At 40.0% G+C, this 23,727-nt stretch carries 25 protein-coding genes; 1 reads left to right on the top strand and 24 read right to left on the bottom strand.

From position 1 onward, the window contains the following. Positions 1-28: 28 nt before the first annotated feature. The 13 genes from flhF to JJN12_RS06830 form a co-directional block, all read right to left on the bottom strand. Positions 29-1,285 (bottom strand): flagellar biosynthesis protein FlhF, encoded by a 1,257-nt coding sequence (gene flhF, locus JJN12_RS06770; protein WP_208428957.1) that lies wholly within the window; start codon positions 1,283-1,285, stop codon positions 29-31. Continuing rightward, a complete protein-coding gene (gene flhA / locus JJN12_RS06775; RefSeq protein WP_208428958.1) occupies positions 1,282-3,318 on the bottom strand; it encodes a flagellar biosynthesis protein FlhA in 2,037 nt (678 codons plus the stop codon). Before flhA ends, flhF begins: the two co-directional genes overlap by 4 nt. Before the next feature lie 39 nt (positions 3,319-3,357). Further along, positions 3,358-4,521, bottom strand: coding sequence for a flagellar biosynthesis protein FlhB (flhB, locus tag JJN12_RS06780; RefSeq protein WP_328706793.1), 1,164 nt, complete (start codon positions 4,519-4,521; stop codon positions 3,358-3,360). Beyond that, the gene (gene fliR, locus JJN12_RS06785; RefSeq protein ID WP_208428959.1) at positions 4,521-5,297 is read right to left on the bottom strand and encodes a flagellar biosynthetic protein FliR; all 777 of its coding nucleotides are present in this window, start codon (positions 5,295-5,297) and stop codon (positions 4,521-4,523) included. Before fliR ends, flhB begins: the two co-directional genes overlap by 1 nt. Positions 5,298-5,327: 30 nt before the next feature. Then, positions 5,328-5,636 (bottom strand): flagellar biosynthesis protein FliQ, encoded by a 309-nt coding sequence (fliQ, locus tag JJN12_RS06790; protein ID WP_208428960.1) that lies wholly within the window; start codon positions 5,634-5,636, stop codon positions 5,328-5,330. 14 nt (positions 5,637-5,650) lie between these two features. Beyond that, a complete protein-coding gene (fliP, locus tag JJN12_RS06795) occupies positions 5,651-6,502 on the bottom strand; it encodes a flagellar type III secretion system pore protein FliP (protein ID WP_208428961.1) in 852 nt (283 codons plus the stop codon). Positions 6,503-6,517: 15 nt separating this feature from the next. Further along, positions 6,518-6,877 carry a flagellar biosynthetic protein FliO gene (gene fliO, locus JJN12_RS06800; protein WP_208428962.1) on the bottom strand — a complete coding sequence of 120 codons (360 nt, stop codon included), beginning with the start codon at positions 6,875-6,877 and terminating at the stop codon, positions 6,518-6,520. Positions 6,878-6,957: 80 nt separating this feature from the next. After that, positions 6,958-8,082, bottom strand: coding sequence for a flagellar motor switch phosphatase FliY (gene fliY, locus JJN12_RS06805; protein WP_208428963.1), 1,125 nt, complete (start codon positions 8,080-8,082; stop codon positions 6,958-6,960). A 3-nt stretch (positions 8,083-8,085) separates the two neighbouring features. After that, positions 8,086-9,066: a flagellar motor switch protein FliM gene (gene fliM, locus JJN12_RS06810; RefSeq protein WP_208428964.1), complete on the bottom strand. Its 981-nt coding sequence runs from the start codon at positions 9,064-9,066 to the stop codon at positions 8,086-8,088. A 38-nt stretch (positions 9,067-9,104) separates the two neighbouring features. Then, positions 9,105-9,632, bottom strand: a complete 528-nt coding sequence (locus tag JJN12_RS06815; protein WP_208428965.1) for a flagellar basal body-associated FliL family protein — start codon at positions 9,630-9,632, stop codon at positions 9,105-9,107. Positions 9,633-9,651: 19 nt separating this feature from the next. Next, a complete protein-coding gene (locus JJN12_RS06820; RefSeq protein ID WP_208428966.1) occupies positions 9,652-10,545 on the bottom strand; it encodes an OmpA family protein in 894 nt (297 codons plus the stop codon). Positions 10,546-10,548: 3 nt separating this feature from the next. Continuing rightward, on the bottom strand, positions 10,549-11,337 hold the full coding sequence (locus tag JJN12_RS06825; RefSeq protein ID WP_208428967.1) for a motility protein A: 789 nt from the start codon (positions 11,335-11,337) through the stop codon (positions 10,549-10,551). Between the two features lie 108 nt (positions 11,338-11,445). Beyond that, positions 11,446-11,652: a flagellar FlbD family protein gene (locus JJN12_RS06830; protein WP_208428968.1), complete on the bottom strand. Its 207-nt coding sequence runs from the start codon at positions 11,650-11,652 to the stop codon at positions 11,446-11,448. A 356-nt stretch (positions 11,653-12,008) separates the two neighbouring features. Between JJN12_RS06830 and JJN12_RS06835 the strand changes: the two genes are divergently transcribed. Next, on the top strand, positions 12,009-12,821 hold the full coding sequence (locus JJN12_RS06835) for a L,D-transpeptidase family protein (protein WP_208428969.1): 813 nt from the start codon (positions 12,009-12,011) through the stop codon (positions 12,819-12,821). Positions 12,822-12,945: 124 nt separating this feature from the next. On the opposite strand, the gene recJ is transcribed toward JJN12_RS06835, so the two are convergent. The 11 genes from recJ to mscL all read right to left on the bottom strand — a co-directional run bounded on the left by recJ (position 12,946) and on the right by mscL (position 23,691). Further along, positions 12,946-14,670 carry a single-stranded-DNA-specific exonuclease RecJ gene (recJ, locus tag JJN12_RS06840; RefSeq protein ID WP_236013723.1) on the bottom strand — a complete coding sequence of 575 codons (1,725 nt, stop codon included), beginning with the start codon at positions 14,668-14,670 and terminating at the stop codon, positions 12,946-12,948. 241 nt (positions 14,671-14,911) lie between these two features. Continuing rightward, positions 14,912-15,937, bottom strand: a complete 1,026-nt coding sequence (gene ilvC / locus JJN12_RS06845; RefSeq protein ID WP_208428971.1) for a ketol-acid reductoisomerase — start codon at positions 15,935-15,937, stop codon at positions 14,912-14,914. A 44-nt stretch (positions 15,938-15,981) separates the two neighbouring features. Then, positions 15,982-16,488: an acetolactate synthase small subunit gene (gene ilvN, locus JJN12_RS06850; RefSeq protein WP_208428972.1), complete on the bottom strand. Its 507-nt coding sequence runs from the start codon at positions 16,486-16,488 to the stop codon at positions 15,982-15,984. Between the two features lie 114 nt (positions 16,489-16,602). Next, the gene (locus tag JJN12_RS06855; RefSeq protein ID WP_208428973.1) at positions 16,603-16,941 is read right to left on the bottom strand and encodes a cyclic-di-AMP receptor; all 339 of its coding nucleotides are present in this window, start codon (positions 16,939-16,941) and stop codon (positions 16,603-16,605) included. Between the two features lie 24 nt (positions 16,942-16,965). Beyond that, positions 16,966-18,042, bottom strand: a complete 1,077-nt coding sequence (locus JJN12_RS06860; protein WP_208428974.1) for a hypothetical protein — start codon at positions 18,040-18,042, stop codon at positions 16,966-16,968. Positions 18,043-18,068: 26 nt separating this feature from the next. Next, entirely contained in the window at positions 18,069-18,473 is a 405-nt protein-coding gene (locus JJN12_RS06865) for a hypothetical protein (RefSeq protein WP_208428975.1), read from the bottom strand. A gap of 144 nt (positions 18,474-18,617) precedes the next feature. Then, positions 18,618-18,848 carry a hypothetical protein gene (locus JJN12_RS06870; protein WP_208428976.1) on the bottom strand — a complete coding sequence of 77 codons (231 nt, stop codon included), beginning with the start codon at positions 18,846-18,848 and terminating at the stop codon, positions 18,618-18,620. Positions 18,849-18,982: 134 nt separating this feature from the next. Next, a complete protein-coding gene (locus JJN12_RS06875; protein ID WP_208428977.1) occupies positions 18,983-21,079 on the bottom strand; it encodes a glycogen debranching protein in 2,097 nt (698 codons plus the stop codon). Positions 21,080-21,159: 80 nt separating this feature from the next. Continuing rightward, positions 21,160-21,609, bottom strand: a complete 450-nt coding sequence (gene dtd, locus JJN12_RS06880; RefSeq protein WP_208428978.1) for a D-aminoacyl-tRNA deacylase — start codon at positions 21,607-21,609, stop codon at positions 21,160-21,162. A 184-nt stretch (positions 21,610-21,793) separates the two neighbouring features. After that, positions 21,794-23,101 (bottom strand): phosphopyruvate hydratase, encoded by a 1,308-nt coding sequence (gene eno, locus JJN12_RS06885; RefSeq protein ID WP_208428979.1) that lies wholly within the window; start codon positions 23,099-23,101, stop codon positions 21,794-21,796. A 170-nt stretch (positions 23,102-23,271) separates the two neighbouring features. Beyond that, a complete protein-coding gene (gene mscL / locus JJN12_RS06890) occupies positions 23,272-23,691 on the bottom strand; it encodes a large conductance mechanosensitive channel protein MscL (RefSeq protein WP_208428980.1) in 420 nt (139 codons plus the stop codon). Between the last annotated feature and the right edge of the window lie 36 nt (positions 23,692-23,727).

The following is a 23,727-nucleotide window of genomic DNA, read 5'->3' on the forward strand; positions in this document are numbered from 1 at the left end:
TTTTTCCCATTCTCTTTATAGTTACAATTTATGATAACAATTGTTTTGCAATTGCCTGTGTATCCGCTGCGCTTATGTCATCCGGAACATTCTGACCAAATGTCACATAAGAAAGGCTCGCACCCGTCTGCATCAAAATGTTGTATATATTTCCTATAGTTCCGGTCTCATCTACCTTTGTAAAAATGAGCTTATAATCTGCTACCTCCTTATAGGTCTCAGCAATCCGCATCAAGTCTCCGTACTTGGTTGTGGCTGATAGCACCAGATATACTTCCCTGTCTTCTTCTGGAACAGCACTAATGAGCCTCTTAAGTTCATCAATCTGCTCTATATTTTTATCTGACCTTCCTGCTGTATCCACAAGAACAATCTCGTATCTATCAAGGTCTTTCCTTGCTTCTTGTATCTCAGAAGCAGAATATACCACACTTAGCGGTATACCAAGTATATTAGCATAGGTTCTTAGCTGTTCCACTGCAGCTATCCTGTAGGTATCGGCGGTAAGAAGACCTATATTTCTCTTTTCTTTAATCTTAAAGCTAGAAGCAATCTTAGCTATGGTAGTAGTTTTCCCTACTCCTGTAGGACCAAGGAAGAATACATACTTAGTCTTACCGGGAGCAGCTTCTATGAGGCTAGGCTGTCCAAGCTTAAGGACAAGCTTCTGATATACAGCACCAAGAATGCGGTCAAGCTGTGCATCCTTCTTAATTGAATTCTCTATTTCACCTGTTATTTCATTCACATACTTTTCATCTACTTCATTGCTTAAAAGCTGCTTGTATATGAGCTGCATACAGGCATTAAGCTTGCTTTCCTTCTTATCCTGATTCTTGTCTGCCTGAGTGGCTTCAGCATGAGCGTCTGCCTCAAGGCTGTCCGAAAAATCACCTATTATTTCAGACGGCTTTACCACAGCTTCTGCCGCCTTTGAACCATCTCTTATTTCTTTGATTTTGGAATCATTTAACTGCTTTTCAAGAAGCCCCTGAAGGTCGTTTAGCTTCTTCTCTATAGCAGATACCTCATTCGCTACAGGAGGAACAGGCTTTAGAGCAGGCTTAGGAACAGCCCCTTCGGTAACAGGTTCAGTTTTAGGCTTACTTTCGATGTTCTCATCAATTGCAGCAGTAACCTCCACATATGGTTTACGTAAGAACCTAAAAAATCCCTTTGGTGTTGTAGTTTTGATATTCATTACGACTGCATCTCCGCCAAGTTCTTCTTTTGCCAAAAGGATAGCATCTTTCTCTGTTTCTGCCTTAAATTTTTTAATTATCATATAGTTACCATACCTACCGATTGTAATTCAACGTTAGATTCTACCTCATTGTAAGAAAGCACTATCAGATCAGCAAAATAGTCCATGGTCAGCTTCTTGAAGTACATCCTTACTATTGGTGAGGTCATTACTATCGGAACCTTTCCTAATTTGTCGAGCTTGTCTATTTCTATCTTAAGTGAATCCATTATATTCTGTGCAACAGCAGGGTCTATGGTAAGATATGCCCCCTGCTCGGTCTGTTTTACAGAATTCATAATCTCCTGTTCAATCTTTGGATCAAGTGTTACTACACTGGTAGTCTCATTAGGAGGAAAATACTTATTGGATATGGCCCTCTTAAGCCCCTGCCTTACATACTCCGTAAGCACATCTGTGTCATGGGTAGTTGTTGCATAGTCTGCAAGAGTTTCGAGTATAGTTACCAAATCTCGTATCGATATACTCTCTCTTAGGAGATTTTGAAGTACCTTCTGAATCTCGCCCACACTAAGGAGTTTAGGCACAAGTTCTGATATAAGAGCCTGGTCCTTATCCTTTATGTTGTCAATAAGATTCTGTACATCCTGCCTTGTAAGAAGCTCCCAGATATGTCTTCTTACAATCTCAGTAATGTGAGTAGCTATGATAGACGGTGGGTCAACTACCGTGTATCCAAGGGTTTCTGCCCTTTCACGCTGAGACTCAGTTATCCAGATGGCAGGAAGGTTAAAGGAAGGCTCAAAGGTAGGAATACCTGTGATTTCCTCTTCTACATATCCCGGGTTCATCGCCATGTAGTGGTCAAAGAGTATCTCTCCTTCACTTACAGGAACTCCCTTTATCTTAATTACATACTGATTGGGATTTAGCTGAATATTATCTCTAAGCCTTATAATAGGTACTACGCAGCCTAGCTCTATGGCTATCTGCCTCCTTATCATTACTACTCTGTCAAGAAGGTCTCCACCCTGATTCACATCAGCAAGAGGTATGATACCGTATCCGAACTCTAACTCTATAGAGTCTACCTGGAGGAGTGAGTTAACATTTTCAGGTTTTCTGACTTCTTCTGCAGCCTCTTCTTCTGCAATAACCTCAGATTCGATTTCTTCTTCTCCAAGGTTCTTTGACATCTTCCAGCCTGAAAGCAGGAAGGCAAGTCCCATAGGAACAAATATAACTGTTGAAAGAGGTGTAGCCACACCAAAGAATATCATCGCTCCTCCAACCAGGAAAAGCACTCTTGGTATGGAGAACAACTGCTTAACCAGGATATCTCCAAGGTCTGCCTCTTTACTTACCTTCGTTACCAGTACACCTGTTGCTAAAGAAATAAGGAGGGAAGGAATCTGAGATACCAGACCATCACCGATTGTAAGTATGGAATAGGTACTAAGGGCTGTATTTACATCCATTCCTCTCTGCAGCACACCTAGGGCAATACCTCCCGCAAAGTTGATTACAGAGATAATAAGACCCGCAATAGCATCTCCCTTTACATACTTACTCGCACCATCCATTGAGCCGAAGAAAGAAGCTTCATCCTGAATCTTCTGTCTTTTTTCCTTTGCCTGTTCATCTGTAAGAGCACCTGTATTCAGGTCAGCATCTATAGCCATCTGCTTACCGGGCATAGCATCGAGTGTAAATCTCGCTGACACCTCAGCTACTCGTTCAGAACCCTGGTTGATTACAATAAACTGTACCAAAACAAGGATGAAGAATACAATGATACCTACTATAAGATCTCCTCCACCTACGAACTGTCCGAAGGTCCTAACTACGTTTCCCGGATCTCCCGTACGGAGAATGAGCCTTGTAGAAGAAATATTAAGCGATATTCTAAATATTGTAGTAAAAAGCAAAATTGTAGGGAAGCTTGACATGTCCAAAGCTTCTTTTGAAAACATTGCATTGAAAAGCACTATCATCGCTAACGAAAGGTTGACTGCCAACAAAACATCCAAAAGCACACTTGGAATGGGAATAATAAACATAACAACTGAAAGGAGCACGAAGCCACCGATACCAAAACCGGCTTTATTTCCCATGTAGACACCCCTCCTCTCTTTATAATCAAAGAATAATTATTAACTTATAAGTATTTCTTTATTTTTAACACTATATACATAAGCCAGTACCTCCGCAACCATCTGATACAGCTCAGGCGGTATCTGGTCACCGATTTCCACGTTATAATAAAGCATACGGGCAAGTGGCTTATTCTCAACTATTTCTATGTTGTTCTGCTTTGCTATCTCTTTGATATTTGCCGCAACATAGTCAGCACCCTTTGCAAGTACATAAGGGGCCTCTGCCGTCTCCTTATCGTATTTGACTGCTACAGCAAAATGTGTAGGGTTAGTAATAACCACATCCGCCTTAGGAAGATCCTGCATCATTCTTCTTCTGGCTCCCTCTCTCATCTTCTGTCTGATTTGGCCTTTGATTTGAGGATCACCTTCGCTCTGCTTCATTTCATCCTTAACTTCCTGCTTACTCATCCTCAAATCGTGTAAGTGTTTCCACTTCTGATATCCAAAATCCGCAAGTCCTATGACAACAAAGATCAAGCTGATTTTAATACCTACGTCCAAAACAATATCAAAAATATTAAGTATTGCCTGCATAAATTCGAAGTCATAGAGATTGAGGATGAACTTCCACCTGTCTTTAACTTCATTATATGCAACAAGAGCAATAGCAAGTACCTTAAGTATGGATTTGATAAGTTCTACAACCTTTTCCTGTGAGAACATTCTCTTAAGCCCACCTATGGGGTTTAACCTGTCAAGCTTGGGCTTTAGGGGCTTGCCCGTTACCTTCCAGCCAACCTGAACTATGTTGCCCACAAGAGCAACCACAAAGCTTCCTATAAGTACAGGCAGGCTTGCAATAACTATATCTAAAACAATCTCATTGCTAAGATTCACAGCCTGTCTCACATCAAATACTTCCATCGATATATCAGAGGCCTTGTTATAATACTTGACAAAGCTGTCAAGGAAAAGATTAGCCATAATGCCTCCAAAGAGCTTTAGCACAAAGAACATAAGTAAAAGCATAAAGCCATTTATCAAATCAGAACTTCTGGCAACACGCCCTTCTTTTCTGGCATCATCTAACTTCTTAGGAGTTGCCTTCTCTGTCTTATCTCCTCCCTCGCCAAAAAACTGGAGGTTATATGCAAATCTCCTATCCCTTAATTGTATAGTATTTCTATCCTCTTTGCAATCTTTAACCCAAAAAATCACTATGATTTAAGCGCCTCCACCGCCCTTAGGAATACATCCTGCATTTCTTTGGTAATATAATTGGCCACTCCGGGAAGCATAGACATCATAAGTATCATAACCACAAGGCCTCCAAGAAGTTTAAGCTGAATGCCCACAACGAACATATTCATCTGCGGTGCTACCTTAGCCATAACACCAAGCACCACATTTACTAAGAGCATTGTGGCATATATCGGCAGCATCAGTCTCATTGCTATCATAAAATAATTGCCCAGGAAATAAGTTATTACGTTTACTGTATTGGCACTTATTACAGCCCTTCCGATAGGAACTACCTTAAAGGCATCTACAAAAGCCTTTAAGAAGTAATGATGAAAATCATTTACCAGAAGAAGGATAATCACAAAGTAATTGTAGAGATTTCCTGTAACAGATGTATCTACCTTGAATACAGGGTCATACATGGTAACCATGGCAAAGCCTATTTCCATATCTATGAGCCTGCCTGTAAAGTTAAGTATGGTCATAACTATGTTGGTAAAATACCCAAGCAGCGTCCCTGCCAAGGCCTCAGACATAACCATAAGCGAAAACCCTATAACCCCGGGATAGGTGACAGGCACACTGGGAAGAGTAAGGTAGAGCAAGGTAGAGAAAATAAGCGTAAACGCTATCTTAAACTGCCTTGGGATACTGCCGAAACTAAAAAATGGAGCTGTAAACACAAATGCAGATACACGAGTAACTATGAATAAAAAATATTCTAAATTCTCAACGGTAAACTGCAGTTGCATTTTCATCCCCAAACTTTCTATATGTTATGTTTACAGTAATGTTACTATGTACCCTATAAAGCCTGTTGACTCATATATGTAGTCGCCAAAGCCTGAGAAAAGCTCAGTCGTAAACTCCGACAGACTGGTCATCATCCATCCTCCTGTAAGTACCAGCATAAGCATAGTCACAATAAGCTTTGGTACAAAGGTAAGCGTCTGCTCCTGTATGGATGTAATCGTCTGAATCAAGCTTATTATAAGACCAACCACAAGTGATGCAAGAAGCATAGGTGCAGATAGCTTAAGTATGAGCATAACTGTTTCTCTGGAAATATCTATGACCTTATCTGCGCTCATAACTGCCTCCTATTCTATTTAACAAATGATTTAACAAGATTGCCTATAACCAAATCCCATCCGTCTACCATGATGAAAAGCAGAATCTTAAAAGGCATAGATATGGTAGTAGGCGGGAGCATCATCATACCCATTGACATAAGCGTAGAGGACACAACCATATCTATGACGAGGAAAGGTATATATATGCAAAAACCAATGATAAATGCTGCTCTAAGCTCACTGATTATAAATGCGGGAATCAGCACATTGGTAGGTATTTCATCCATATCCTTAACTTCTTCTATCCCTGCTATATCAAGAAAGAGCCTTATATCCTTGGTATTGGTCTGCTTGTACATAAAGGTCCTTAGCGGCTTTATTCCTATCTCATAAGCCTGTTCGAAAGTAATATTGCCGTCTGTAAGCGGTTTAAGTGCCTCTGTATTTATCTGTATAAATATAGGCGACATTATAAACCAGGTAAGAAATAACGCGAGTCCTGTAAGCACCTGATTGGGTGGAGTAGTCTGCGTAGTAAGTGCAGACCTCACAAAATGAAGTACTACCAGAATTCTCGTAAAAGAGGTAAGCAGAATGAGGATAGAAGGCGCAAGTCCCAGTACGGTTAGAACCAATACTATCCTAAGCGTAGCCGCCAGTCCACTCTGTTCACCATTGGTTGTGAGATTGATACCTATATTGTATGGAGAAGTTCCTGTGGTAAAACTGTTGTTGTCATTGGAGCTTCTGTCCACTGTATTCCCTGTTCTGTTGTCTATCGCATAAGCCGGAGTAACAAAAAAAAGGGAGGTACATATAAGCACTAAAACAATCCCAAGATATAGTAAATTAAACTTTTTCGTACATAAAGGATGTTCTCTCATATTACCAGCCTTTTCTTATTTTTCTTTTGATTTAGCTCTGTCCAAAAATTCCTTAAAAGAAAACCTTTCAGTTTCTACAGGTAAGTTAGCCTTAATCTTATCTCCATCAACTTCTGATATAAGATTAATATTGGTTTTAGTTATTCCTATTAAGAAATATCTTCCGCCTACTTCTACAATCTGCAAATACTTATCTGCAGTAACCCTGCTTGTTTCAACAACCTTTATATTGCTATTTTCTCTGGTTTTCAGTGCATATTTGCTAAAATACTTAGATACATAGTAGGCAGCCGCAACTATCACTGCAAATGCGACAAGCATTCCGAATATCTGCGCAATGCTGCCTAATGTACCTGCCGTTCTAGATAGAACCATGTTTATCCTCCATAAAAAGCGTGTGCAAGCGTCATCATAAGGCAAACACCTTACCATAAGCTCTACATCTCTAGAAGATATTATTTGATTATTTCAGTTATTCTTATACCAAAGTTATCCTCGATAACAACAACCTCACCCTTTGCCACGTATTTACCGTTTACAAGGAGGTCAATGGCTTCACCGGCAAGCTTATTTAGCTCAATGATTGTACCCGGCGAGAAGTCAAGAATTTCCTTAATGGTCTTATTCGTTCTTCCAAGCTCTACAGTTACCTCAAGAGGTACATCCATAATGAGGCCTATATTTTCCTGCTGCATCAGAGGATTGATTGTATTATCAAAGGCCTGGAACTGTGCAGGAGCTACATTTACCGGCTGTGCAGGCTGCATAGGCTGTGCATATCCCTGAGGAGGTACAGGCATAGCAGGTGCTGGTCCCGGTGTAGGCGCTGCCGGTGCTGGAGCCGGTGCTGGTGCCGGTGCTGCAGGTGCAGGCTGATCTAATTCTGAAGATGACATAAATTTGTTATACAACTCCTTTGCAAAATCTATAGGATAAAGCTGCATAAGTTCACTATCAATCAGTGTGCCAATTTCAAGTCTAAATGAAACCTTTACAAACTCTCCCTTAAGGAAATCACCAAATCCCTCTTCATCTATAGAGCCGTCCATATCTATGAGGCTCGCTGTTGGAGGGCTGATATCAACCTTCTTTTCAAGTACTGATGAAATAGAGGTTGCAGCTGAGCCCATCATCTGATTCATGGCCTCACAAATAGCAGAGAGATGAAGTTCAGAAAGCTCAGTTCCATCTACATCTTCACCGTTACCACCCATCATAAGATCTGTGATTATCTTAACATCCTTTTCTCTAAGAATAAGGATATTATTACCGTCAAGGCCTTCAATATATGAAATCTGAATAAATACACAAGGCCTGTCATAAGACTGTGATATATCTTCCCAATTTGCAATAGATACATTAGGAGTAGTTATAAGAACCTTCTGGTTAAGCAGGGTAGAAAGCGTGGTTGCCGCTGTACCCATACTAATATTAGAAATCTCTCCTATGGCATCCTTTTCCTCGCTTGATAAAGGTACACTGCCTGCGCCTGCCTGGGTATCGGAAGAATCCGAACCACCATCTTCACCCATACCGCCTAGCAACGCGTTTATTTCTTCCTGTGAAAGCATTCCGTCCATGGCTTATTCTTCCTCCCTAATAACTTTAGTAATTCTAAGTGCATATACACCTGATGAAGCTCCAGGCAGTGCCTTAAACTTCTTCATATTTCCTACAAACACATCCAATTCATCTTCAACCTTTGAGTTGAGCCTTATCACATCGCCCGGTTGTAGATTAACAAAATCATTGACAGATACAACACTCTTGCCAAGCACCGCTCTGATAGGTATCTGGGCTCTATCGATAATCTCTCCAATCTGCTCACCATAGTTGGTGTCATCCTTTTCCTGAAGAGCTGAGAACCAGAACTTGGTATTTAGCTTATCCATTACCTCTTCAAGAGAAGTAAAAGGCAGGCAGAAGGTCATAAAGCCCTCTACAGTACCAATCTTAATACTAAGAGTAATAAGAGCCGTCATTTCCTGAGGTGAAATAATCTGTGCGTACTGTGAGTTGGTCTCTATACGCATAAGCCTCGGGTCTATCTCCACAACATTGTGCCAAGGCTCCTGTAAATACCCTGTACAAATATTTAAGATTCTCTCAATTACAACTATTTCTATTTCAGAAAAATCTCTTGTCTTTTCAATAGGATTACCTTCTCCGCCCAAAAGTCTGTCAATAATGGTGTATCCAAGGTTATTAGACATCTCCATTATGCAGCTTCCCTTAAGCGGCGATAGATTCATTATAGCTAAGAGTACAGGATTGGAAAGCGAGTTCTGAAATTCCTGGTACGTAATGGCCTCAGAACCTCTAACCTCAACCTGAACAGTCTTTCTTAGATAAGCCGGCAGATTGGCAGAGAGAAGTCTGCCATAGTGCTCAAATATTGACTCCAAGGTACGTAAATGATCCTTTGAAAACTTAGACGGCCTTGCAAAGTCATAGTCCTTTACCACCTTCTCGTCTGTTTCCTTGAGGTCATCCGTGTCTACATCTCCGCTCTCAATTCCGCGTAGCAGCTTATCTATCTCTTCCTGCGAGAGTATATCACTCATTAAGCCTCACCATCCTATAATTATTCATTTACGTTTTATTACTGTAATCTCAGGTTCTTAAAGGCAATTTCAGCCATAGTCTGCGTACCGAACTTCTCCTGAATAGCCTTAAGTACGGCAGCCTTTATAGCCTCTCTGTTGTTCTGCACTTCTTCTTTAGTATACTGTGAGAACTGGTTACTTACAATCTCATCTATAGTGGACTCATAGCCTGACTTAGTGTCTGCATTTTTCATGCTCTCTGAGATAGTCTTGTAGTCATCCTCTGTCTTAATCAGGTATAGAGAAATCTGGTCGATAACAGCATAATGGTCTTTACCGTCTCCTGAGCCCTTAAGGTTAATCTGTAAGGACTTATCAAAGGTAACTACATCCATATCACTTATAGATACCTTGTTCTTAGAGGTATCATTCTCAAGCTCCAGGTCAATTATAGAAGCTATGTTTGATACTAATGCGTTGGTAGCCTTAGCCGATGAAACCACCGAAAGCATAATAACCGCAGTTAGTATGAGGTTCATAAGGCTTAAAGCAATAGCCACTATTGTAAGCATGTTCTTTTTCATAATAATCTCCTTAGAGTTTTTATTCAGCAACTTTAGTAAATATCTTTATTTCAACTCTTCTGTTCTTCTGTCTTCCCTCAGGTGTCTTATTGGAAGCTATAGGCTCATATTCTCCCTTACCGCTTGCAGAAAGCCTCTTAGGGTCCATATGCTCCACATTGGTAAGATACTCAAGCACAGTCATCGCTCTGGCACTGGAAAGCCACAGGTTATTCTTGAACTTGACTGTATTGGTCTGAGGAACATTGTCAGTATGTCCTTCAATTACTATGTCAGTATCCTTAAACTTCTTAAGGATGCCGGCTGCTTTGTCAAGTACCACGTCAGCACCCTTTTTAAGTTCAGCCTGTCCTGAATCAAAAAGAAAGTATCCATCTATACTAAGTCCTATGTAATTATAAGAAGTATCCATCTTTAGCTGAACTGTATCATTTAGCTTAAACTGGTTGATAGCCTCAGATGCCTTTTCATAGTTCTTTTCAGCGGCTTCTTTAACTTCCTGCTCGTACTTCTTTAATACCTCATCCTTAGTGATTTCCTTTTTTACATTATCTTTTTCCGGTTTATTTTCACTGGTGTTTTCCGAATCCGACTTTCCGCTCCCGCCTTTTGTCCCATCTTCTTCAGCAGTATTTTCCACTGCAAGATTAGAATAATACTCAGCAAGTTCATTGAGCTGGCTCACTCCACTTGATACGAGTACACCCTGGTCAAGCGCGGAGCCGCCACCCGAAAATATACTGAAAGAGGAGGTAATTGCCTCCACAATTTCATTGTACTTGGCTGTATCAGTACTACTCATAGAGAACAAAAGCACGAAGAAACATAAGAGCAGATTCATAAGGTCAGAGAAGGTTGCCATCCATTCGGGAGCGCCCGCCTTGGCCTCTTCCGGTTTTTTCTTCCTTGCCATATTTTATTCCTCTCCACCACCTTCTGAGAATGCTTCACGTTCAGCAGGTGTTAAGAATGATTTCAGTTTCTCCTCTATTACTCTAGGGTTCTCACCCGCCTGAATGGATAATATACCCTCAACCATGATTCCCTTTAGCATAATCTCCTCTGCACTGTTTGATTTAAGCTTGTTGGTAACAGGAGCGCAGAGCCAGTTTGCAAGGAAAGAACCATAGAAGGTAGTAATCAGCGCTATCGCCATGGAAGGACCGATTGAGCTTGGATCTGAAAGGTTAGCAAGCATGTTTACAAGACCGATAAGAGTACCAATCATACCCCAGGCAGGTCCCATACTTGCAAGAGTCTCCCAAAAACCGAACTTGCTTTTATGCCTCTCTTCGATACAGGAAATCTCAGTCTCAAGAATTCCTCTAACAAGCTCAGGGTCTGTACCATCTACTATAAGAAGTATGCCCTTCTTAAGAAATGGATCTTCTATATTCTGAGAAGCTTCCTCAAGGGCAAGCAAACCATCTTTTCTTGCAATATTAGACAGATTGATAATTCCCTTAATTACCTCAGACTGATTGAAGCTTACAGGCTTAAGAACCAAAGTAAAGCTCTTAAGTCCGGATACAAATTCACCTATGTTCTTGTTTGAAGCAAGAACTATCATGAAAGCACCACCAAAGGTAATGAGTGCCGATGGTAAATCGATGAATCCCATAATCGCCGCAGGATTGTCCATCATAATTGAGAAAAGCACAAGTCCAAGCGAAATTACAAGTCCAAGTAAAGTAGCTATATCCAAGCCAGTCACCTTCCGTTCTCGTTTATTCCCTACATATAGGGTGGTTATAATACAAGTATGTTAACTTGTATATTGGTTATATCGCAGCTTTCACACAAAATTACAGGGTTACTGATCCTTATCCAAAATCGCCCCTGTAAAAATCTCACGTTTATAGTTCTTGACGAGGCTTTTAATCTGAAGCCTGCTCTCCTTTACCATGATTTTTTTCCCTGTTGTGAGGGTAATAACAGTATCAGGAACCTCCTCAATCACCTCTATGAGGTCAGCATTGATAGTAAACTCCAAACCGTTCATTTTTGTAACGTCTATCACGTTTGACCTCCTATACACATACTATTAAAATTGTTAATAAATCTTAAGTTTTTCTTACAGATTTTAAAAAGCAAAAAAACCAGTTACTTCTATTATAATGACTTTTAGTGCAAAAATCAATATAAAGTAACAATTAAATATTAACAGAAATTTAGAATTACAGGGTTTTATTTTGTAATTATCTGATATCTTTGTAATATTCTTATGGAAATATTACACTTAGAGAATCAAATGGGGTTTACTTTTATGTCCCTATACTTTATACTAACAACGAATATTTTTATCGCTATGACTATATCGGCAGGTTTTGACCTAAAATTTATACCATTTAGGCAAAAAGTTACAGAAAGGACATTATGAAAACAAAGAAACTAATAAATTATTTGCTTATTTTTGCAATTCTAATCAGCTCTCTTATGTTCACCTTACCTGCTAGCGCAGCTACAGGAGAATATCATATCAAGGTAAACAGACTTACTAACACCGTAACTGTATATAAAAGGCAGGCGGATGGCTCATTTAAGCCGGTTAAAGCCATGCTGTGCTCATCAGGAGGCAACCTCACTCCTCTAGGTACTTACAGAACCACTGTGAAATACCGCTGGAGGCAGCTCCTATACAATGTGTGGGGGCAGTACTCCACAAGGATAGTAGGTCAGATACTCTTTCATTCCATTCCCTACTATAGGTTAAACGCAGGCACTTTGATGAAGGGACAATTTGAGAAGCTGGGTTCAACAGCTTCACATGGCTGTGTAAGACTCTCTGCTGCAGACACAAAGTGGATATATGATAACTGTTCACTAGGTACGAAAGTAACCATATATGAATCAAAGAATCCGGGACCTTTAGGAAAGCCGGAGCCTACACCTTATCCTACATACACAGGATTTGACCCTACAGACACCTGGAGCCCGGGACGCCCTATCATAAAGACGGACCCTGTTATAACTCTTCCAAAGAAAATAACTCTTTCAGCAAAAGATACAAGCTATGACCTCTTAAAAGGTGTGAAGGCTGTCTCTTACGACGGAAAGGACATCACAGACGATATAGAGATTGAAGATGATATTGATATTGAAACACCTGGTAATTATACCGTAACATACAGTGTTACCGACAAATATGGTCATACCGCTGCAAAAAGCACTACAGCAGTAATAGAATAACCTGTGAAAACGCATATACATTCCAGTTCATAGCATTACTAAAAACGAACCATTTAAGAGCCATACAGTCAAACCCTTCTTGTCTGTATGGCTCTATTTACACCTATCTTTATTCTTCTTATATTTATCTGTATTCTTCTATCTTAAACTGTATATTCCTAAATCCCTTATACTCATTTATCTGTGGATAATATATTATATCAAGCTTCCTATCGCCTTTGCTTAAAAAATAACTTTCAAATCCTTTCGCATCTCCAAACCAAATACCTTTATACACTCTTCCGTCTGTACCGTCTGTAAATTCAAGCCTTACTGCATTTTCATTCTTCCCTATTATGCTAAAGGACTGCACTAGGATGTCTCTTTTAGCAAAGGTTGGTGGTCTATTGCCTGTACCAAAGGGCTCAAATGAAGAGAGCTCTTCTATCAGCTTTTCAGACACATAATACGGAGGCAGTTCCATATCAAAGAACACCTTAGGTTTAAGTTCCTCCTCAGTTAAGCTGGTATTTTCATTTAGTTGCTTCCTCAATTTAAAAAGGTATTCCATCTGTTCCTCATTAGACTCTCCCTTCAATGAAAACCCTGCCGCCATAGGATGTCCGCCAAATTTTACAAAGTAGTCAGAGCATTTTGATATTTCTTCAAACATATTATAATCTTCTATAGAGCGGCCAGAGCCCTTTATGCCTCTCTCTGCATAGGTAAAAATAAGTGTAGGCTTATAAAACTTTTCTTTAATTCTACCTGCAACTATACCCGCTATACTCTCGTGACAGTCAGGAACTAAGATAACCAAAACCTTGTCTTTCAAGTATTCAGGGCTTTCAGCTATCTCGACAGCCCTTAAAAGGGCCTCCTCAGTTATCTCCTTTCTCTCGTTATTTAACTGTTGAAGCTCTTTAGCCGCAGCCACAGCCCTGTCCCTGTCACTTTCAAGAAACAGCTTAATCGCCTTAACTGCGGACTCAAGCCTGCCTGACGCATTTATCATAGGTCCTAATATAAAACCACAATGATAAACTGTAATGCTCTCCTTATTAACAAGCTCTGAAACCTCTAACAAGGCTCTAAGACCAATATTTTCAGTATTATATATTGCCTTTAAGCCCTTTTTAACTATTGTCCTGTTTTCGCCTATCAGCTCCATCACATCACAGACAGTGGCAAGGGCTGCAAAGGCAAGATACTTACTTTCCACCACTTTTTTGCTCTGATTAAATGTCTCTCCATATCTATCGGCATAATAATTAATGAGCTGATAAGCTACTCCTGCACCACAAAGTCCCTTAAAAGGATAGTAACAATCCTCCCTTTTAGGGTTGGTAACAGTGTCAGCAGGCGGAAGTTCGTTATTAAGCGGAATATCGTGGTGGTCAGTGATGAGAACCGTAAGCCCTATATCCTTAGCATGGCTTACCTGAGTAAAGGCTGCGATACCATTATCACAGGTAATAATAGTATCAATACCATCACTCTTGGCCTTGTCAACAATGTCTATATTTATCCCATAGCCGTCCTGCACCCTGTTAGGGATAACATAGCTGATATCTGCCCCCATACTCCTAAAAAAATCATAGAGTATGAAAGTAGAGCAAACTCCATCCACATCATAATCTCCAATTACCCTAATCTTCTTTCCTGTACTTATCTTTTCATTAAGAATCTCACAAGCCCTCACTAAGTCACGCATCAGCGATGGGTCTGAAAGCTTAGCCTCCTCAGCCCTTATGTACTCCTCTATCTCCCGGTCTGTATTCCTACCCCTATTTACAAGGACTCTTGCAGCTATCTTGCTTATCCCAAACCTTTCAGATATCCCGTTAAAATCTCCCCTAAAAGTCCTCATGTACCACCGACTAACCATACCCACCATCCTATCCTTAACTATTTAATTTCTTTTTCAAGATGCTTTTAAATTTTGCCACACAGGTCTGCCCTGACATAGCCTAAGCGAGCGCATCAGGCGTAGCGAAGCGGAGCCGTAGCGAGTCTGGACTATGTACAGGACAGACCGTCTCATCCAATTTATATATAACAAAAGAGCATGAACCATCATAAGCCCATGCCCTTATCGACAAAACCTAATATTAATTATTTATAAGCTTATCGCCTTCATTATTCCAGCTATAAAGCTTTCTAATCTCCTTACCAACCTGCTCTAGCTGCTGCTCAGCATGAAGCTTTCTCATAGCCTTAAAATGTACCTGACCACCGGCATCGCTCATATCAAGAAGGAACTCCTTGGCAAAGGTACCATCCTGAATATCAGAAAGAATCTTCTTCATAGCCTTCTTGGTCTCATCAGTTATAATCTTAGGACCTGTTACATAGTCACCATACTCAGCAGTGTTGGATATAGAATATCTCATTCCTGCAAAGCCTGACTGATAGATGAGGTCAACTATGAGCTTCATCTCGTGAACACACTCAAAATACGCATTTCTTGGATCATAGCCTGCTTCAACAAGAGTCTCAAAACCTGCCTGCATAAGTGCACAAACACCACCACAAAGCACTGCCTGCTCACCAAAAAGGTCTGTCTCAGTCTCAGTTCTGTAAGTTGTCTCAAGAATACCTGCTCTGGCTCCACCAATACCTGCTCCATATGCAAGTGCCATATCTAGAGCCTTACCTGTAGCATCCTGATGTACAGCAACAAGGCAAGGGGTTCCTTTTCCTTCTAAGTACTCAGAACGAACAGTATGTCCGGGAGCCTTTGGAGCTATCATAGTTACATCTACTCCTTCAGGAGCTGTAATAAGACCATAGTGTACGTTGAAACCGTGTGCAAACATAAGCATGTTGCCAGGTACAAGGTTTGGTTCAATGCTCTCCTTATAAAGCTTAGCCTGAAGTTCGTCATTTATAAGAATCATGATTATGTCTGCAGCCTTTGCAGCCTCAGCAGCTGTAAGCACCTTAAGTCCCTGTGATTCAGCCTTAGCCCAGGACTTGCTTCCCTCATAGAGACCAACTACCACGTTGCAGCCCGACTCCTTAAGGTTAAGTGCATGAGCGTGTCCCTGGCTGCCGTAACCGATTATTGCAATTGTCTTTCCCTCTAATAATGAAAGATTACAATCCTTCTCATAAAATATTCTTGCGTCTGACATAACTAATTCCTCCGTATATTCTTAAGTTTATTTTGACTACAAAACTAATCGTCCCACATTTCGCCGCGGGCTTTAGAGCCTCTTTCAAGACCGGTAACACCTGTACGTACCATCTCTAATATTTTCTCTTTACCAAGAAGATTTAAAAATGCCTCTATCTTGGTCTGATTACCGGTAAGCTCAACAGTGAGGGATTCACTTGAGACATCTACTATCTTGGCTCTGAAGATGTCAGATGTGGCAATTATTCCCTGTCTTTCTGCTTGTGAAGCCTTAAGCTTAACTAAGATAAGCTCTCTGGTTACTGAGCTGTCCGGATGAAGTACCTTTACTTCCTTAACGTCCTCAAGCTTTGCAAGCTGCTTTACAATCTGGTCAAATACCTGATCATCACCGTGAGAAACTATTGTCATTCTTGAATATACAGGACGCTCAGTTTCACTAACGGTAAGACTGTCAATATTAAAGCCTCTTCTACTAAAAAGTCCTGCCACCCTGCTGAGTACACCGGATGTGTTATCTACAAATACCGAAAATACAATTTTATTCATATATCTCCTTAGCTATGCATGTTTTGTTAAAACTTGTTTTCAATAATATCAATCGGTATCCACAATGTCAAGTAATGATAGTAATGTAAGCTATGCCATATAGTTATATCAGACTTATACCTTTTCGAATCTCTCCACATCTATCACAAATATTGTAGCACCACCCACGTCTACTGTGGTTGGCACTGCATTGTAGCCGGTTACAGGTACACCGCTTGTCTGAGAATAAGGAAGGTTGTACACTATCTGTTCCCTCTTGCCTGACTCTTTTATGATGATGTCAATTACCTTCTGCACCTCTTCTGCTTCAACACCAATTAACAGAGTAGTATTGCCTCTCCTAAGGAAGCCTCCTGTAGTAGCAAGCTTAGTAACTATATAGCCACTAGCCATCAAAGCCTCAGCTACTGAATCTCCATCCTCGCTGTGAACTATCGCATTAATCATTTTCATGAAACATTCCTCCTTATCTTACATCTAGCACAGTTCATCAATTTTCCCTGTGTCATTTTTAAAAATGACAATGTTATCCTCTTTTATCATTTCTCCGTCTAAGAAAGCTCTCACTGTCCAGTTCCCAAAGTCTGCCTCATCTATTTCAGCCAAATTCAGCCAAAATCTGACCATAACTTTGTCATCATCAGCTTCCTCATAGCTTCCAAAGTCATTTTCCGCAAACTTGTAAAGCTCTCCACTGGGATTATACCATGCTACAGTCACAACATGAAGACCTTTTATTTCATTAAAACTAAGCAGGCAAACTGCTTCCTTGTCTTTACTTACATCAAATACCTTTGATTCAGCCTTATCCGGCACCACTTCCATCTTCTTATGGGAAATCCCGTATTCTGTAAGCGTAGCAGAGCTTTCTATCTCTTTCTCTACTACTCCGTCTTCATCTATGGTAAGTACAGACCAGCAACCGCTTTCATCTATGAAGATATCTTTGTTTTTCTTATCTATAAGCTCCAGACCATCCTCACCTAAGTACTTATAATAGTACACTCCATCTGTTAGTTCTACATCTGCCTCATAAAAAGAGCCACTTTTTGACATATAAACCGGCTCTTCAAGGTGTTTGAATATTACATCAACTTCCCCCTGCCTATAATCATCTTGATATTTAATCCTAATCTCCTTCTCAGCTTTCTCTTCAATCAGAGTAATCATAGGTTCTGAATCAGATACAACTTCAAAAAAATAGTTTTCTGTCAATATGACATACTGATAAATCCTTGCTCCTGTTAGCTTCTTCCCAACTATTTTCCTTACTTCTTTCGCATAATCACCATCTTCTACTTCATATATTACATTTATACGGCGGTCAGGCGGAAACTTCACTATATCTTCAAATATTTCATTTAATGCAGCTCCCTCTTCAAATACCCTAACAGAATAAACCTGATTAAATTCAAATTTAACATAAAACATGATTTTGCCAGTATTCCAAGATTTTAACTCTATTATAGGCTTTACTCCTTCTTTATAAAAAAGATTTCCCGAATATATGCCTTTGGGTACTATTCCTTCACCATATATCTTCCAGTTTTCCATAATTTAGCCAACCTTTCTAAATATCGTTAATCAAGTTTATAGATTCTCTTTATGAGTGAAGACGGCTCCCCTAAATAAACTGCATCAATCAATAAGTTATCTGTAATGATGGTATATTGTTTTGTGCCTGTACTGTCTAAAACTCCTGCAGAATATAATTCGATTTCTTTTAAGTAGTTACCATCTTCAACTTCATATATGACATTAGAAAAGTTATCCTTTTTCAAATCTTCGATATTCTCATACAAGTCTAAATCGACAAACTTTCTTTCGGATATTCTGATAGCCTCACCAATTCCAAATTCAAGTATTATCCTAGCTTTATCACTTTTTAGTTCTACAGTCAGTAAATGTGAATCACCACATATAATCTTTGCTGTATACTTCCCTCTTGGAATCTCTCCCTTTCGATATTCTTTCCAAACTTCCATTATATCCTCACTTTCCCTATTATTTATTTTTCCATAGAAAAATCTTCTTTATGTCTTATTTTAAATGTCCGCCCATTATCTATTTTTATCTCTTCTGTTGTATCCCAGTAGTTTTCTAACTTTTCAAATATGCGGTTTTTAATTTCACTCCTCAAATTCAAGCACAGCGTAGAATCCTCTTGGTTTTTCTTCCATTTTAATTACTTTTCCGGTTAAGTTTTTAAGTGGTTCAGTAAGGGGTATGTTCCCACTCATACCATAAGCATGCTCTATAGTATAATAGCGGAAGCTCTCTAGCTCTGTTTCAATCACGTTTACGATATCCCCTTCTTTTAAGAGTCCATTTCTCTCAACCTTAAATTCCATTTCCCTCATATTGGCACCTCTACAATAGTAATTAATAACATATACATTCTTTATATAGCTCCTTAACTGCAAAAAACTTTCTGCAGTCCTGATAATTATATCATCATTTCTACAGAAAGTCCTCAAGTTTCATAAATTTGGTTTTATATCCTAACAACAGTGAAAACCATAGTACTTCTAGCTTCCATATTTATCATGTTGCCATTGGTTCTTACCTTTTTATCCCTGGTATCAGGGAAGCCTGCTTTATATATTTCAAGCGAAGAATCAGTTTCAATCTGCCAACATAGATAATGTGGCAGCTCAGGAAGATAGCAGTCCTGTCTCTCCCAGTGTACATTTATTGCAACGCAAACTATGTCATCAGCCGTATTATCAGCATTTCTTCCTGCAAATATTACCCTAAGCACATTGGTATGATCAGGTCCTAGTGCCCAAGAGTCAGGAAAGCCAAGTGAACAGCCACCCATGTGTTTTCTGATTACAGGATGCTCATTTCTAAACTTAATCAAATATCTTGTGAACCTAAAATGCTCCCTGTTTTTTTCTAACTGATCCCACTCAAGCCAAGATATAGGGCTATCCTGACAGTACGTGTTATTGTTGCCAAACTGTGTATTGAGGAATTCATCACCGGCAAGGAACATAGGAGCACCTCTGCTTAAAAGCAAGGTTGTCATGGCGTTCTTACAGAGCCTTAGACGGAGCTTATTGATATTCTCGTTATCAGTCTCACCTTCCCAGCCACAATTCCAGCTTCTGTTATCATCAGTTCCATCGGTATTGTTCCAACCATTTGCTTCATTGTGCTTATGGCTGTAGCAATACATATCCCAGAGTGTAAATCCATCGTGACAATTAAGGAAGTTTACAGATGCATTATCCCCCCTGTGTTCCGGATTGTATATGTCCTTTGAACCGAATATTCTTCTGGCAGCAACGGACATAAGCCCTATGTCTCCCTTAAGAAAATCCCTCATGTCGTCACGGTACTTTCCATTCCACTCTGCCCAGCGGTTCCACGACGGAAAGGTTCCTACCTGATATAGTCCGCCTGCATCCCAGGCTTCTGCAATGAGCTTCACATCGGCCAGTATCTGATCGTAGGCAAGGTTTTGTAAGAGCGGAGCATTGGACATAGGTGATCCGTCTTCATTTCTACCTAGTATACTTGCAAGGTCAAATCTGAATCCGTCTACATGGTAATCAGTCACCCAGTATCTTAAGCATTCAAGTATCATATACCTTACCACAGGATGGTTGCAGTTGAGGGTGTTTCCACAGCCACTGAAGTTATAATATTCACCTCTTGGAGTCAGCATATAATAAATGTTATTGTCAAAGCCCTTAAAGGAGATACTAGGTCCCATCTCGTTTCCTTCAGCTGTATGGTTAAATACCACATCCAGAAAACACTCGATACCATTGTCATGAAGCCTCTTGATTAGCTTTTTAAGCTCCATACCTGAGCTGTTATCCTCGACCCTTGCAGCATAACTGGTATTAGGCGCAAAGAAGCTAATCGGATTATAGCCCCAATAGTCAACCAGAACCTCTCCGTTATATATTCTGTTATCCTTAATTTCATCAAATTCAAATACCGGCATCAGTTCAACCGCATTGATGCCAAGGTCCTTAAGGTATGGAATCTTCTCCATCACGCCTGCAAAGGTACCCGGGTATTTTACACCTGAGGACGCGTCCTTTGTAAAGCCTCTGACATGCATTTCATAGATGACCAGGTCTTCAAGAGCCATATTGGGATTAGGTTCACTCCCCCAGTCAAAGTCATTACGCACAACTCTTGCCTTGTAAAAAGACTTGCTACTGCGCTTTTTTCCCCATTCACTCTGTCCTGTAACTGATTTGGCATACATATCCAAAAGAATATTATTCTTATCAAAGATAAGTCCTTTTTCTTTGTCATAAGGACCATCAACTCTATAAGCATATTCAAAATCTTCAATATTCAAATCAAATACTATCATAGAATAAACGTTGCCTATTCTATAGGTTTCCGGAAAAGGTATAACCGCATAAGGTTCGTCTTCCCTGCTCTTAAAAAGAAGTAGTTCTACGCTTGTCCCTCCATTGGTTGGAACAGTGAAGTTAACACCACTGGGAATGGCTGTCGCTCCATTTTGTTCGTAGAGACCCGGCCTTACCTTGAAGCCATTAATTTCATCTATTGGTCGAATATGGAATCTTTCAAATGAGAGATTGTTATTCGCTTCTGCCATATAATCCTCCGATTGCACACATATACCATCTTATGCTGTAATCATCTTACAATCATTAAGATAATCTGTAAAAAACAGCTTTATTTGAGTTCTGCACTGTCTAAAATTATGGTAAATGGTCCATCGTTAGTTAAACTAACCTTCATATCTGCACCAAATTCACCCTGTTCAACCTTAGGTACCTGTTTTTTACATTCATCTATTATATAATGATACAGCTCTTTTGCCATATCCGGAGATCCGCAAGTAGTGAATCCCGGTCTGTTGCCGCGGCTTAAATCAGCATATAAGGTAAACTGAGATATAAGTAAGAGCTCACCGTTTACATCCTTTAAGCTAAGATTGGTCTTGCCATTCTCATCAGCCATTATTCTAAGGCCCAGCATCTTCTTAATCATCTTGTCAGCTATTTCTTTTGTATCATCCTTACCTACGCCTATAAGCACCATGTAGCCCCTGTCAATAGCCCCTCTGACCTCTCCGTCAATCTTTACATCAGAATTTGTTACAACCTGAATTATAAAACGCATAAAAGCATCCCCCTTTAATTAAAATTCATTAGACAGAACACAAAACCACCGTACCGAATATACCGGTACGGCAGTCTTATACAGTAATGTATAATTAATTACTCAGGCCTCCGTACGGTAAACACTAATAAAGCTACCCCGGAAAAGCCCCCATTATATAATTATATCCCCTGTTTTATAATAATTATTTACGATTAAATGCATTAAAACCTGGCCAGTAAGCTGCTGCACCAAGCTCCTCTTCGATTCTAAGAAGCTGATTATACTTAGCTACACGCTCACTTCTTGAAGGAGCACCTGTCTTAATCTGGCAGGTATTAAGAGCTACTGCAAGGTCAGCAATTGTTGTATCCTCTGTCTCACCTGAACGGTGTGAAGAAATTGCTGTGTATCCTGCCTTGTGAGCCATCTTAATAGCCTCAAGAGTCTCAGATACAGAACCAATCTGGTTAAGCTTGATAAGGATAGAGTTAGCTGCACCGAGCTTAATACCCTTCTCAAGACGCTCTGTATTGGTAACGAAAAGATCATCACCAACAAGCTGAACCTTGTGTCCAAGCTTCTCAGTCATCTTCTTCCAGCCTTCCCAATCTTCTTCATCAAGACCATCCTCGATTGAGTAGATAGGATATTTATCGATAAGGCTCTCCCAGTGAGCAATAAGCTCATCAGAAGTAAACTTCTTGCCTGACTTTGGCTGTAAGTAGTGTCCGATTCCCTTCTCCTTGTCTTTCCACTCAGAAGAAGCTGCATCCATAGCTATAACGAAGTCTGTACCTGCCTTGTAGCCTGCATTCTCTATAGCCTTGATGATATGCTCGATAACATCCTCATCATCCTTAAGGTTAGGAGCGAAACCACCCTCATCACCTACTGCTGTAGTGTGGCCTTCCTTCTTAAGAAGTGCCTGAAGTGCGTGGAATACCTCTGCACACATTCTAAGACCTTCTCTAAAGCTAGCAGCACCTGCAGGCATAATCATGAATTCCTGTGTATCTACAGAGTTTGTAGCGTGTGCACCACCATTTAATATGTTCATCATAGGAAGTGGAAGCCTGTTGCCGTTAGCACCGCCTAAGAATCTGTAAAGAGGGATGTCAAGAGCATTAGCTGCTGCTCTTGCTGCTGCAATAGATACAGCAAGTATAGCATTGGCACCAAGCTTTGACTTATCCTTTGTTCCATCAGCCTTAATCATAGCTGCGTCAACTGCATAGATATCAAATGCGCTAACACCCTGAAGTACATCATTTATAACTGTATTAATGTTCTCAACTGCCTTAAGAACACCCTTACCACCATAACGAGACTTGTCACCGTCACGAAGCTCAAGAGCCTCAAATTCACCTGTAGAAGCACCACTTGGAGCAGTTCCTCTACCTGCAATTCCGCAAGCTAAAATAACTTCAGCCTCAACAGTTGGATTACCTCTAGAGTCAATAATCTCTCTACCGATAACCTTCTCGATTTTTAATTTTCCTAAATAATCCATTTTCTTCTTCCTTTCCATGCTTTCCGCATTGTAAAGTATTATTAAACACTAAGATGATAACATAATTAGCATAAAAAAACTAGATAGATAATGTAAAAAATGTGGTAAATTTTTGGGAATAAAACTCACTTTTTAACAAATGAGTCCCATTCAAATACTAAGCAGCAAAATTACATATCCATATCCACTTCAAGCGCAGAAGTACAGTGTGGACAGCGTGTAGCCTTGATGCTGATAGTACTCTGGCAGAATGGACAGGTCTTTTCTGTAGGCTCATTTGCCTCTTCCTTCTTTTTACGCTCAGCAAGCTTATTAAGCCCCTTAACGATACAGAAGATGATAAATGCCATTATAATAAAGTTGATTATAGCTGTAATAAATGCTCCGTACTTTACTTCAGAACCATTTATGGTAGCTATAAGATTAGAAAAATCAGTACTTGCAAATATACCGATAATTGGTGTAATAATATCACCAACCAAAGAGGTAACTATAGCCTGAAAAGCTCCACCTATAATTACACCTACTGCAAGGTCCATCACATTGCCTTTAAGCGCAAATGCCTTAAATTCTTCAAGAAATTTCTTCATTTGGAATTTCTCCTCCTTAAAATGTTTTATTTTAAA

It is taken from the genome of Catonella massiliensis, from assembly GCF_016651435.1.
GTDB lineage: Bacteria > Bacillota > Clostridia > Lachnospirales > Lachnospiraceae > Catonella > Catonella massiliensis.